Source organism: Salipaludibacillus sp. CUR1, assembly GCF_021028955.1.
Classification (GTDB): Bacteria; Bacillota; Bacilli; order Bacillales; family Salisediminibacteriaceae; genus Salipaludibacillus.
In genome coordinates, this window is the sequence record NZ_JAIWPE010000025.1 from 106,208 (window position 1) to 119,335 (window position 13,128).

Annotated in this window: 9 protein-coding genes; 2 read left to right on the plus strand and 7 right to left on the minus strand. The window is 40.6% G+C overall.

The window, feature by feature from the left end:
* Positions 1–142: 142 nt before the first annotated feature.
* Together K8O68_RS06100 and adhE are read right to left on the minus strand one after the other, a co-directional pair.
* Entirely contained in the window at positions 143–1,039 is an 897-nt protein-coding gene (locus K8O68_RS06100) for a gamma-glutamylcyclotransferase family protein (RefSeq protein ID WP_230896034.1), read from the minus strand.
* Positions 1,040–1,369: 330 nt separating this feature from the next.
* Positions 1,370–3,973 (minus strand): bifunctional acetaldehyde-CoA/alcohol dehydrogenase, encoded by a 2,604-nt coding sequence (adhE, locus tag K8O68_RS06105; protein WP_230896035.1) that lies wholly within the window; start codon positions 3,971–3,973, stop codon positions 1,370–1,372.
* 332 nt (positions 3,974–4,305) lie between these two features.
* Here adhE and K8O68_RS06110 point away from each other — a divergent pair, with 332 nt between their 5' ends.
* Positions 4,306–5,844: a hypothetical protein gene (locus K8O68_RS06110; RefSeq protein ID WP_230896036.1), complete on the plus strand. Its 1,539-nt coding sequence runs from the start codon at positions 4,306–4,308 to the stop codon at positions 5,842–5,844.
* Between the two features lie 44 nt (positions 5,845–5,888).
* Here K8O68_RS06110 and K8O68_RS06115 read toward each other — a convergent pair whose 3' ends face one another.
* Positions 5,889–6,839, minus strand: a complete 951-nt coding sequence (locus tag K8O68_RS06115) for a hypothetical protein (RefSeq protein ID WP_230896037.1) — start codon at positions 6,837–6,839, stop codon at positions 5,889–5,891.
* 363 nt (positions 6,840–7,202) lie between these two features.
* Here K8O68_RS06115 and K8O68_RS06120 point away from each other — a divergent pair, with 363 nt between their 5' ends.
* Positions 7,203–8,801, plus strand: a complete 1,599-nt coding sequence (locus tag K8O68_RS06120; RefSeq protein ID WP_230896038.1) for an ABC-F family ATP-binding cassette domain-containing protein — start codon at positions 7,203–7,205, stop codon at positions 8,799–8,801.
* A gap of 126 nt (positions 8,802–8,927) precedes the next feature.
* On the opposite strand, the gene K8O68_RS06125 is transcribed toward K8O68_RS06120, so the two are convergent.
* From K8O68_RS06125 to aceB, 4 genes are all read right to left on the minus strand, one after another.
* The gene (locus K8O68_RS06125) at positions 8,928–9,248 is read right to left on the minus strand and encodes a DUF952 domain-containing protein (RefSeq protein WP_177174360.1); all 321 of its coding nucleotides are present in this window, start codon (positions 9,246–9,248) and stop codon (positions 8,928–8,930) included.
* A gap of 151 nt (positions 9,249–9,399) precedes the next feature.
* Positions 9,400–9,600 carry a hypothetical protein gene (locus tag K8O68_RS06130; RefSeq protein WP_230896039.1) on the minus strand — a complete coding sequence of 67 codons (201 nt, stop codon included), beginning with the start codon at positions 9,598–9,600 and terminating at the stop codon, positions 9,400–9,402.
* A 470-nt stretch (positions 9,601–10,070) separates the two neighbouring features.
* Positions 10,071–11,354 carry an isocitrate lyase gene (gene aceA / locus K8O68_RS06135; RefSeq protein ID WP_230896040.1) on the minus strand — a complete coding sequence of 428 codons (1,284 nt, stop codon included), beginning with the start codon at positions 11,352–11,354 and terminating at the stop codon, positions 10,071–10,073.
* Between the two features lies 1 nt (position 11,355).
* A complete protein-coding gene (gene aceB / locus K8O68_RS06140) occupies positions 11,356–12,957 on the minus strand; it encodes a malate synthase A (RefSeq protein WP_230896041.1) in 1,602 nt (533 codons plus the stop codon).
* Positions 12,958–13,128 lie beyond the last annotated feature (171 nt).

Here is a 13,128-nt window from a genome sequence, read left to right on the forward strand (position 1 = left end):
TAATATATGACGAGGGAGGAGGCGAGCATTTGGGCCGGTCTCTCTTTTTACCTTTCGACTCTCCGCTGCTGCCATTCGGGCATAAGCGACGCTCTCTTTTTACCTCTCGACTCTCTGCTGCTGCCACTCGGGTTAGTCACTTTCAAAGGACCTCGCCTTTATTTTCGCTGAACTGAAAGCCAACTGCTTCAAGCTTTTCCTCCAGCTTCCTGTAATACTCGTCAGACAGTCTGCCTTTTGCCCCCCGCATAATTTCTGTCGCATAGTGTTCCGGCGGCGCTGAACAAGGCTGTTTATTAATGACTGTGAACGTGAGAACATTTTCGTGTATTTTTCCGTTTATTTCAACATCCACAAAAGTTGGCCGATAATTGTTTGAATAGACACCTTCTCTTTTAAAAAGGTAGTCCACGGCTTCCTTTGAAAGGGTATAAACTATTCCTTCTACGTAATCATCATCTGTTGTTTCTATAATATTTGCCCTGGCACCATCTGGCCGGGGGATAGAATAAGCAAAACTGTAATTCATCACTTTACCGGTCTCTACATTTTTTGAAAAATGGTCAAGCATTCCTGCTTTAGTAATCCTTTCCGTATCCATGCAGGAGCCGTAAGCAAAATATTTCACCTCATTTAAAGATTTAGACCATCGGTCAACTTTCCAATCCTGAAAAGGCACTCGCTCTTTAAGGGTCTCTTTATGAGACTCATTTAATATATAAACCCAAGTTTTCACAGGGCTGCCTTCTGTCTCCACTTCCATCTCTGCCCTGTCGTAAAGGTTGAGTTCTTTCCCTTGACGAAACCCCTCAAGTACATCTAATGCAGCTAGTGTTTCTTTGGTAATTTCATAGATTTCACCGTAAACGTAATCGTGCCCTTCAAGAACAAAAGCCGGGTATCCTTTTCCGGTGTCATAGAGAGATCCTCTTATTCTGGCCTGCTGGTAAACACGGCGTGAGTTTTTTAATAAGTAGTGGTTGCTTTCTCCCTGCCTTAACGTGCCATAGACAAAAACAAAAGATTTACTCGTATTCATTTTGCGCCTCCTGGTGTATTAATAATATTATCAACTGTCTCCAGCTAAAATTCTTCTTTATACTCTAACATATATATGTATGCAGTAAAGGCAAGTGCACCATCTTCCTGAAAACCAGCAATAGTACGAGTAACATGATGCCCTACTGTGACTGACCGTGAACCGCAGTTCAAATTTAAATAACTATTAATCTTCTTATTTAGTTTACATAATAAAAATATAATAACTTCATGCTGCTCGTTGTGTGATTCGTTTTTTTCTCAGGATAAAAAGAACCCAACAGCTGACTGTTGGGTTCAAACTAAGCTTTATAAACTTAACGTATTTTACTTAAACACCTTTATAAGCTAAACGGTAAATTTCAGCTAATTCTGAGACTAAAGGCAGTTTAGGGTTTGCTGTTGTACACTGGTCTTCAAAAGCACGGTCAGCAAGAAGGTCTACTTTTTGTTCAAAATCTTTTTTGTCAATACCGCAAGCTTCAATACTCATAGGAATGTTAAGCTCTTTGGCTAACTTAATGACCGCCTGGACGAGACTTTCTACTCCTTGCGCTGTATCTTTTGCTGGTAAACCAAGCATTCTCGCAATTTCTGCATAGCGCTCATCGGCCCGGAAGTGGTTATACTTAGGGAACGCCGTGAACTTTGTTGGTTTTTCAGCATTGTAACGGATGACATGCGGCATTAAAATGGTGTTGGAACGTCCGTGTGCAATATGGAATTCAGCACCTAATTTATGCGCAAGGCTGTGATTGATGCCCAGGAAGGCATTTGCAAACGCCATACCTGCGATCGTGGAGGCATTATGCATTTTTTCACGAGCCAGTTCGTCATTTCCATTTCGATAAGCTTTAGGCAGGTATTCAAATACTAGCTGAATAGCTTTGATAGCAAGTCCGTCAGTATAATCGTTGGCCATAACTGATACATAAGATTCGATGGCGTGAGTGAGAACATCCATCCCTGTGTCGGCAGTAACCGAAGGCGGCACTGATTTCACGTAAACCGGATCGATGATCGCCACATCAGGTGTCAGCTCGTAATCGGCCAGCGGATACTTTACATTATTTTCTTTATCTGTAATGACAGAGAACGATGTAACTTCTGAGCCTGTTCCTGAAGTTGTCGGTATAGCTACAAATTGCGCTCTGTTTCCAAGTTTAGGATATTTAAAGACACGTTTACGAATATCAAGGAACTTCTGTTTCAGCCCGTGGAACTCAAGGTCCGGGTGCTCATAGAATACCCACATGCCTTTTGCGGCATCCATGGCCGAACCGCCACCTAAAGTAATAATGACATCCGGTTCAAATTGTTTCATCATCTCTGCCCCTGCCATAACCGTTTCAATTGACGGATCCGGCTCTACATCTGAGAAAACTTCATATTGAACACGGTCCTGGCGTTTATTCAAGTAATATAATACTTTATCGACATATCCCATTTTCACCATGATCTCATCTGTAACGATCATAGCCCGGGAAATGTTAGGCATTTTTTCTAAATACTGTGTGGCATTCTTTTCAAAAAATACTTTTGGCGGAACTTTAAACCATTGCATATTGTTTTTTCTCTTTCCTATTTTTTTAATATTTACGAGGTTAATCGTACCTACATTTTGAGACACTGAATTGTGCCCGTAAGAACCGCACCCAAGTGTCAGGGAAGGAATATACCCGTTATAAATATCCCCGATGGCTCCTTGAGAAGACGGTGAATTTGAGATAATTCGCCCTGCTTTCATCTGAAGGCCGAAATCACGGATCACATCATCATCTCCGGAATGGATGACCGCAGAGTGCCCAAGGCCTCCAAAGTGAAGCATTTCATCAGCTCGTTTGAAGCCTTCTTCCCGGTTTTTAACTTTGAAGCACGCAAGCACAGGGCTGAGCTTTTCTCTGGAGAGTGGAGACTCAGGACCTACTGTTTTCAGTTCAGCAATAAGAATCTTAGTTTTTTCATTAACCTTTACGCCTGCCATCGCTGCTATTTCCGCAGCTGGTTTCCCGACAATGTGAGGGTTAACGGCGCATGTGTCTTCATTGATCACAAGCTTCTCTACTTTTTTACGCTCCTCATCAGTCAGGAAGTGGCAATTATTAGACTGTAATTCTATCTTTGTTTCTTCATAAATTTCTTTATCTATAATAACCGCTTGTTCAGATGCGCAGATCATCCCGTTATCAAACGTTTTAGACAAAATCAAGTCATTAACTGCCTGTTTAACATTTGCACTTTTTTCTATATAACAAGGTACGTTACCCGGTCCAACTCCAAGAGCAGGTTTTCCTGTGCTGTAAGCTGATTTCACCATTCCTGCTCCTCCAGTGGCGAGCACGACAGCGACTCCCGGGTGGTTCATTAACTGTTGTGTTCCTTCAATAGAAGGTTTTTCAATCCATTGAATGCAGCCTTCAGGCGCTCCTGCCTTTAATGCCGCCTCGTACATGATTTCAGCCGCTCTGGCACTGCATTTCTGTGCAGATGGATGAAAAGCAAAGATGATTGGATTTCTCGTTTTTATAGAAATAAGAATCTTAAACATCGTAGTTGAAGTTGGATTGGTGACTGGTGTCACTCCTGCAACAACACCGACAGGCTCAGCAATTTCTATCATTTCTTCATGTTCATTCTCGTGGATAACTCCAACTGTTTTATCATATTTTATCGCGTGATAGATATATTCTGTTGCAAAAATGTTTTTAATGATTTTGTCCTCGTAGACACCTCTTTTTGTTTCCTCAACAGCCATCTTGGCAAGAGGCATGTGCTGGTCCAGCCCTGCAAGAGCCATTTCTTTAACAATGTGATTAATCTGGTTCTGGTCAAAGTGCATAAATTCCTTGTGCGCCTTTTGCCCTTTTACTACCAGATCATTAACCATAGAAGCAGCGTCATCAGCTTTTTTTAATTGCTTTTCATTTACAGCCATTTTCATTTCCTCCTCTTTATGTGAATCATTTCACATAATATCTTAAAAAAATTTGTTTTTTCTTGAGGTGTTTTGTTTACAGGTTCATTATAGCGTGAGGAAAAAGAAAAATAAATGAACAAATTGTGAAGTATTTCACATTCACAATGATACCGTATTCATTGTGACCTTTTAATGACAAATAAAAAATCCAGTTGATTTTTCGTAAGGTTTTAAAGATTTGCCCATAAATTTAACATTATTGTAAAACAATTATTTTAAAGGGTATTTACCTGAACCCTTTAATAGGATAAGATGTTCTTCGGTAAAAAAAATTAATAAGGGGTTGTAGTATGGACATTGCAGAACAAATTACCAGTTTACAGCTATTAAACCAGTTTTGGATATTATTATTCTTCCTTATACCTATGGTTATTATTTCAAGGACTGTAGTAGCTGGAACGAGATATTCGCCTATTCTTATTATCGTTATTTTCGGGTTGTCACTTGGGTATATCCTCGTTTTAAGTGATGTGGGGACTCCTGGGCTGGGAGAGTTCCCTTTCGTCAACCTGATGGCTGGTACCACCATTATTGCATTAACGGTATCTTTCTTTGTGGGGGGCCAGGAATTGAGGAAAATTCTTGGTAATAAGGAAGAAGAAACAGACAGTATGGTTGTGCCATCCGAAGAGGAAACTGTATTAGGGACTACAAGAACCCAATTTATTTTCATTTTACGTTCATTTTTTCTCCTGCTGGGAATTGAAGGGTTATCGAGAATGATTCTTGGGACCGGCCAGGATAAAATGCTAAGCACGTATTACCCTCTGATTGCTTATATAGGTCTTGTCTGTGCGATTATATTTATTGATAATAAAGCGCGTATTACAGACAAACGCCTTTACATTCGCAAAGGATTGCTCGAAATTACAGCGATTCTTGCTGTGCTGTTACTTTCTTATCATGTTGCTCAAATTGTACAGCCGCTTATAGCGCTTCCGCAAATATTCTTTGCGATGATGATCGCAGCAGGACTTGGAGCGGTGCTCTACCGCTGGACTTTCGGCCCTACTATCCGTGCTCTGTTATTTGGAGGAATTCCTGTGGTATTAGCGGCAAACTTTATGGTGGGGGGCTCACGAGTAGGTGAAGCGTTCACCATTGACGGTATGAATGCCGTACTTGCTTACGGGTTTTTCGGACAGTTACTGTGGATGTTCGGAGGAATTGCATTACTAATGTATTTTGCAAGAACTTCTCATGCCCGCAACCTGGCACCGGGAATGGCAGGCGCCCTTTCCCACTCCGGGTTAACCGGAGCATGTACAGCCGGCGACTTTGGAAATACAGCTGCAAAACGGGCTCCGATCATGATTAATATTCCGTTTTTTGGCCATATTTTTGTTTTCTCAATCCTGGCTATCAGTGCAGACAGAGGCAGCTTGTGGCTTTGGCCGTCTTTCATACTAGTAACCATTGGTGTGGTTTTAACGGTGCTCTCTTTAAGAAATTTAAGAGCAGCTAATGGCAGCGATAAAAAAGAAGTCAATGCTTTAATGCAGTTTTCTTTCGGCTGGCAGATCTGTGCTGTATTTGGAGGGCTCACCATGCTGAGCTTAAGCGCCATGGCAATGGATTATGGAGCAATGGCCCAGGCGAGCGCCATTTCGCATTTCGGTTTATTTGCCGCCATTCAGGAAGGTATGTTCGGCAATGAGGCTGCTTTATTAATTCCATTTATTTTCTCTATGCCGTTTCTTGTCCATCCTTTAGTCTTCTATATGTTTGGTAAAGCGATGGATAACGATGGAGAAATGCCTGTTAAGCCGGTTTATATCATGGCATTAATTGGTGTCGTTGGCATTACAGCTGCATTACTTATCTTCTAAAAATCATTTTTTCTATTCCGCCTGTGTTAAAACAGGCGGAATTTTTATATAAATGAAGGATTTTTTCTCTTCGCTGCTTTAATCATCATGCTAACCGTAATTAATTTCTGAATAAAATATTCAAGATCCGCTGAACTGTAATCGTTAAGAAAGAAAGAATGATTATATTGAAGACCCCATTTTTCAAGCAGAACATCCATTCTTTGGACATCCTTTTCAGTAACCTTCTCATCTGATACTGGTATTTCAGTAACAAACAAGCCTTTCTTCCAGTCAATGCATTCCTGCAGATCAACTCCTGCGATAGGCTCAGTATGTTCAGGCTGAACGGCTGCATTAGTTATTTCATCAAGGTATACAGTCAGATACCTGGGGATTTTTATGTCAGAAGGCGAATCCTCATATTTTAATACAAGCGATCCTTCGTATTTGAGCTTATGTCTGTAGTAAATTTGGAAAAGCCTTTTTTTATAACTGTCTTCCTTTTCTTCCATGAATGAGGATTCCTGCCCTGCTGCCAGAAGCACGAACTCATGCCAGCTCGTATTGAGATCTGTCCGGAATAACCCTTCCCCAAAGACAATTAATGCATCACTGTACTCAGATTTTACACCCTTATTTTGCAATGCGGTGCTATTCTGAGCTTTTTCTGTTAAATGTTGTATCTTTCTTTCGTCTAACTGAATCCATCTTAAATCCAGATTATCCAGCATTATTTTGTGGTGTTTATCTATTTTAGGGCTGGCGATGCAAAAACAGAAATTTTCGCTGTCTTTTATCTTCCTTGACATATCATCAAAAAAGGTACCAAGCTCGCTTGCTGTTATCCCTTCATAAAAAAAATATACAATCCATTCTTTCTTTTTTTCATCTTCATATATCAGTTGAGTTAATTTTTTAGTGTATGATGAAAAAGATTTTTTAAAAGTAATAGATGAATCAATCAGTTCGGGATGTTTTTTCATAAGATGAATAAGGTCGTGGTTAGTGATCATATAAACATCCTTTCTTCTCCCCCACGTTCTAACACCTTAAATATATTGCCGTTTTTACTACCGGTTAAACCTTATATGCTTCCTTAATTTTCTAATTATTTAAAAATTTTACTTCCAGAAAACAGAGTTACTAACTTCGCCGCATCGGAATCTCCCCATAATAAAGCTGGATCCTTTTTAAAGCGCTTTATAAAAGAAATTCTTGAAGTCCCTTGCTTCAAAACTCCCGATTTATGAATGTATAACAGTATAAGCATTCGATATTGTCTATATGACATCAAGATTCTTTGAGCAGAAACTCGTAATTATACTCTATTGATGTTATAATTTTCAACGTAATTTAACGAAGAGGATGAGATAAACATGATTAATGTAACAGATGTCAGCTTACGTTTTGGAGACAAGAAGCTGTTTGAAGATGTGAATATTAAATTTACCCCTGGAAATTGCTACGGGCTTATCGGCGCGAACGGAGCAGGCAAATCAACCTTTCTGAAAGTATTGTCAGGTGAAGTGGAATCGCAAACAGGCCATGTGCATTTGCCTCCCGGACACAGAATGGCAGTTCTTAAACAGAATCACTTTGAGTATGAAGACCAAGTCGTTCTGGATGTTGTCATAATGGGATACGAGCGGCTGTATGAGGTTATGAAAGAAAAAGATGAGATTTATATGAAGCCTGATTTCTCTGATGAAGACGGTATGAAAGCAGCAGAACTTGAAGGTGAATTCGCAGAAATGAACGGGTATGAAGCCGAATCTGATGCAGCTGTTTTATTACGCGGTCTTGGTATTACCGAAGAATATCATGCTAAAAAAATGGCTGAACTTACCGGAGGAGAAAAAGTTAAAGTACTTTTAGCCCAGGCGCTGTTTGGAAACCCTGATGTTCTTCTTCTCGATGAGCCGACAAACGGCTTGGATATTGAAGCAATTCAATGGCTTGAAGAATTCTTAATTAACTTTAATAATACGGTTATTGTCGTCTCCCACGACCGTCACTTTCTTAACAATGTCTGTACCCATATTGCAGATGTGGACTTTGGAAAAATCCAGATTTACGTAGGAAACTATGACTTCTGGTATGAATCCAGCCAGCTTGCTTTAAAGATGGCCCAGGAACAAAATAAAAAGAAAGAAGAAAAGATCAAAGAGTTACAAAACTTTGTAGCGAGGTTCAGTGCCAACGCTTCTAAATCCAAACAGGCCACCTCCCGTAAAAAGCTTCTTGATAAGATTGAACTGGATGATATTAAACCATCTTCCAGAAAATACCCATATGTCGCGTTTAAACCTGACCGTGAAATAGGAAACGATCTATTATCCGTTCAAGGACTGACTAAAACAATTGATGGCGAAAAACTTCTCGATAATGTGTCGTTTACGCTGAAAAAAGATGATAAAGTCGCCCTTGTTGGACCAAATGAAAATGCTAAAACAGTATTAATGCAGATCTTAATGGGAGAAGTAGAGCCTGACAGCGGATCTTTTAAGTGGGGCGTTACTACTTCGCAGTCTTATTTCCCTAAAGATAATGCTGCTTACTTTGAGGGATGTAATTTAGACCTTGTCGACTGGCTGCGCCAGTATTCACCTGAAGACCAGACAGAAACTTTTCTGCGCGGCTTCTTAGGACGTATGCTCTTCTCAGGAGAAGAAGCGAAAAAGAAAGCCAGTGTCCTTTCCGGAGGAGAAAAAGTCCGTTGCATGCTTTCTAAAATGATGCTCAGCGGTGCAAATGTTCTCCTTCTTGATGAACCTACAAACCATCTGGATTTAGAATCAATTACTGCCTTAAACAATGGTTTGATTAATTTTAAAGGGTCACTTATTTTCACTTCCCATGACCATCAGTTTAATCAGTCTATCGCGAACCGTATTATAGAAATCCGCGATGAAGGTGTATTCGATAAAGAAATCACTTACGATGAGTACCTTAAACTGAAGACAAAAACTGTGTAAAAAAGTTAAAATAAAAGCTCTGTCAGACTAAATCGTGATCTATCATCAGCAGCAAAGTTAAACAGAGCCGCAAATAAAAAAACGCTCCCTTTTCAGGGGGCGCTTTTTGTACTTTTTACTATTTTATCAGGAAGGCATAGGATGTCTGGAAAGTTCATAATGCTCGGTGCCTGTCACTGCATCTATATTTATATAACCGTAAATATGAGGCGACATTGTTCCACATTCATGGACATCTTCATAAATAATCACACTTTCCAGTTTATCCGGATCAATAGTTAAAAGTACTAAGGGTTCGTCAGTGAGATTCAGCTCATTGACAAGATGCTCTGTTTGACCGGGATTAGCGCATGGAATGTAGCCCCTGTCGTCAAAATCTTCTGGCCAATATTCTTCTTCTTCCTGGGCAAATTCCCACTCTTCCTCGGTTAAAACATATAAAATCATCTGTCTCCCCCCTCTTATATTCATATTCTCCCCTTTATATATATTTATTATAAACAATCACACGCTGTTTTTGGTGGCAAACTGGTGACATTTCCACTAACTTGATGATAATAATATGATTTTATTTTGTAAAGAGATTTTATGAAAGCGGTTAATAAAAAAGAAACTGGGACAAACCTAAATTAAATCCAGGATAATCGAACAATGAATTCACAATAGACCATAAGTTGAGATGAGGTTCATAAATACACTCGCTTGCCGCAGGCATCTCTTCAGCTCCTCGGCAAAAAGCGCCTGCGGGATCTTCAGAACATGCTTTTCCTGCAGGCGTCTCGTGTTTTTTGAACATCATCAATTTTTAGCTTTTTTGATTAAAGGACAGCAGGCGGCGACGCCACAGGGGTTAAGGCTGAAGATCCAATTTAAAGAAGCTCCAGGCTGAGTGAAATTTAGCCAATCATCTTAGAAAAAACGCACCGCTCAATACTTTATTTTCCCAGTGAACGAAGGCGAGGACACCCAGAGGATTGGCGAAGTCTGAAAATCCACTTTCCCGAAACAATCCTTCGGGAAAGTTAGTTGAAGACAAGCCCTCGGGTAAGCCTTCGCCGGAAGTGAACCGGCAGATTAAAAGGACAAGCCCCTGGGCAAGCGTCCGCCTGGCGGACTGAAATCACTCCTTTTCTAAAAAAGAACAACCGAACAAAATTCGAAAATTTTGTTCGGCTGTTCTTTATGATTACTATTCTTTTATTCCAACCTCGATCTTGCGATTATTAAAATCTATTATTCTGTTACTTTAATAATCTCTAAAAAGCCGGATTACGACGATGTCGTGAATTGTTCTTCCTCTGTCGATCCTTTAAGTGCTGTTGTAGACGATGTGCCGCCGGAAACAACTGTTGCAACACTGTCAAAGTATCCAGTACCTACTTCCCGCTGGTGCTTAGTTGCGGAATAACCGTCTTTCTCACTAGCAAATTCACTTTCCTGAAGTTTAGAGTAAGCAGCCATACCACTTTCTTTATACCCTTTTGCAAGCTCGAACATGCTGTGGTTGAGTGAATGGAAACCAGCAAGAGTAACAAATTGGAATTTGTAACCCATCTTACCAAGTTCCTGCTGGAATTTCGCAATTGTCTCGTCATCAAGTTTCTTTTTCCAGTTGAACGAAGGCGAGCAGTTATAAGCAAGCAGTTTGCCTGGATACTTTTCATGAATGGCATTAGCAAATTTCTGAGCTTCTTCCAAGTTCGGTTCAGAAGTTTCGCACCAGATCATATCTGCGTATGGTGCATAAGCCAGTCCCCGGCTGATTGCCTGGTCGATGCCTTCCCGTGTGCGGTAAAACCCTTCAGGGGTTCTTTCTCCATGAATAAATTCATGGTCATATTCATCTACATCGCTTGTAATCAGGTTAGCCGCATTAGCATCTGTCCGTGCGATAATAACTGTCGGCACACCGGATACATCCGCAGCCAGACGGGCAGATATTAAGTTCTTTACGGCTTGTTGTGTAGGCAGCAGCACTTTACCGCCTAAGTGACCGCATTTCTTCTCAGAAGAAAGCTGATCTTCAAAATGAACAGCTGCGGCTCCAGATTCAATCATGCTTTTCATTAGCTCAAAGACGTTCAGCTGTCCGCCAAAGCCAGCTTCAGCATCAGCTACAATCGGAGCGAACCAGTCTCTTTGAGCTCCGCCTTCACTATGTTCAATCTGGTCTGCACGCTGCAGAGCCTGGTTAATCCGTTTAACGACCTGAGGCACACTGTTTACCGGGTATAAACTTTGGTCCGGGTACATGTGGCCGGATAAGTTAGCATCCGCGGCTACCTGCCAGCCGCTTAAGTATATGGCCTTTAAGCCTGCTTTCACTTGCTGTACAGCCTGATTTCCTGTCAATGCACCCAGTGCATTAATATAATCTTCTTCATTAACCATTTTCCAGAATTTTTCCGCACCTCTTTTTGCCAGTGTGTGCTCGATTTGAAGGGATCCCTGAAGCTGATAAACTTCTTCAGCACTGTATGGTCTTTCAATTCCTTTATAACGCTCGCTGTTCCACTCATTTTCAATTTTGTTTATTTGTTGTTCTTTAGTCATATTAAACACTCTCCTTTTGTTTTATCATCGCTTCATAAGCTGGAATTGTCATAAATTCTTCGAAATCTTGTTTCTCAATCATTGAGGTTAACAGCTGTTCGGCTTCTTTGAATTTACCAGCTGAGAATTTTTCATCCCCAAACGTCTTTTTTAACTTTTCCACTTCTTCTTCTATAAGCTCTTTTACGAGCGTAACAGTAATTTTTTCTCCATCAGGCAATTTCCCTTCAGGATGGTTAATCCACTGCCACAGCTGGGCTCTGGAAATTTCAGCAGTAGCTACGTCCTCCATTAAGTTAAATATTGGAACAGCTCCTTGCCCTCTAAGCCAGGCTTCCATATACTGAAGCGATACTGTGATGTTTAACCGGACGCCTTCTTCTGTAATTTGGCCTTTTGGTACTGCCAGTAACTCTTTTTCAGTTATATTCACATCATCCCGCTGTCTGCTGACCTGATTGGCCTGAGGCATATGTTCATCGAATACTTCCATCGCTACCGGCACAAGCCCTGGATGTGCAACCCATGTCCCGTCATGGCCGTCTTTTACTTCCCGCTCTTTATCTTCCCTGACTTTCTGCATCGCTTTTTCATTTTTTTCAGGGTCATCTTTAACAGGAATCTGGGCAGCCATACCGCCAATGGCGTGGGCCCCGCGTTTGTGGCATGTCTGGATTACATATTGTGTATACGCTCTCATAAAGTTGACTGTCATTGTCACTTCAGAACGGTCAGGCAGTATAAATTCTTTATGGTTTCTTAACCTCTTAATATAACTGAAAATATAGTCCCATCTTCCACAGTTTAAACCTGCGCTATGATCACGAAGCTCATATAAGATTTCATCGGCTTCAAAAGAGCCTGTAAGTGTTTCAATGAGAACTGTAGCTTTAATCGTGCCGTGATCCAGGCCGAGCTCTTTCTCAGCAAAGGTAAATACGTCATTCCATAACCTTGCCTCTTTATATCCCTCTAATTTCGGGAGGTAGAAATAAGGCCCCGACCCACGTTTCAGTAATTCAACCGAGTTGTGGAAAATGTATAATCCAAAGTCAAACAGTGAAGCTGAGATAAATTCATTTCCTGCTTTCACGTGTTTTTCATCCAAATGCCAGCCTCTTGGCCTTACGATTAACGTGGCTGGATTCTCGGCTAAAACATAATCTTTTCCATTATCAGCCGTAAAATCAATTTCCCGCCGAATGGCATCGTACATATTTTTCTGTCCTTGAAGTGTATTCAGCCATGAAGGTGAATTAGCATCTTCAAAGTCAGCCATAAACACTTTGGCTCCGGAATTTAAGGCATTTATCACCATTTTCCGGTTGCTTGTAGGACCCGTTATTTCTACTCTTCTGTCCTGAATATCTTCAGGTACAGGAGCAACAGTCCATTTAGAATCTCTTACCTCTTTAGTTTCACCAAGATAATGAGGAAGAAGGCCACTGTCAATCTCACGCTGTCTTTCCCCTCGTTGCTGTAATAACTGTTTTCTTTCTTCCCCGAAGGACTGGTGGAGTTTCATCACAAAGTTCAGCGCTTCTTCTGTGAGCAAAAAACCGCAGCCTTCAGGCGGTTCTCTTAAAATCTTTAATTCTTTCATTGGTGTATCATCTCCTCCCGGCTGTTATATAACATTTTCTATTATGTATTGTATTATATAACAGGAGAAATAAATTGCAACCTTTTTTCAAAAAAAAATTACCAGCTTTTCTCATAAAAAAACTCAAAGCCTGATTTATCAGACTTTGAGAGTAATAATTTCACAAACTTT

Coding starts and splice junctions, on each gene's coding strand:
- K8O68_RS06100 (WP_230896034.1), bottom strand. CDS start 1,039: ATGAATACGAGTAAATCTTTTGTTTTTGTCTATGGCACGTTAAGGCAG.
- adhE (WP_230896035.1), bottom strand. CDS start 3,973: ATGGCTGTAAATGAAAAGCAATTAAAAAAAGCTGATGACGCTGCTTCT.
- K8O68_RS06110 (WP_230896036.1), top strand. CDS start 4,306: ATGGACATTGCAGAACAAATTACCAGTTTACAGCTATTAAACCAGTTT.
- K8O68_RS06115 (WP_230896037.1), bottom strand. CDS start 6,839: ATGATCACTAACCACGACCTTATTCATCTTATGAAAAAACATCCCGAA.
- K8O68_RS06120 (WP_230896038.1), top strand. CDS start 7,203: ATGATTAATGTAACAGATGTCAGCTTACGTTTTGGAGACAAGAAGCTG.
- K8O68_RS06125 (WP_177174360.1), bottom strand. CDS start 9,248: ATGATTTTATATGTTTTAACCGAGGAAGAGTGGGAATTTGCCCAGGAA.
- K8O68_RS06130 (WP_230896039.1), bottom strand. CDS start 9,600: ATGATGTTCAAAAAACACGAGACGCCTGCAGGAAAAGCATGTTCTGAA.
- aceA (WP_230896040.1), bottom strand. CDS start 11,354: ATGACTAAAGAACAACAAATAAACAAAATTGAAAATGAGTGGAACAGC.
- aceB (WP_230896041.1), bottom strand. CDS start 12,957: ATGAAAGAATTAAAGATTTTAAGAGAACCGCCTGAAGGCTGCGGTTTT.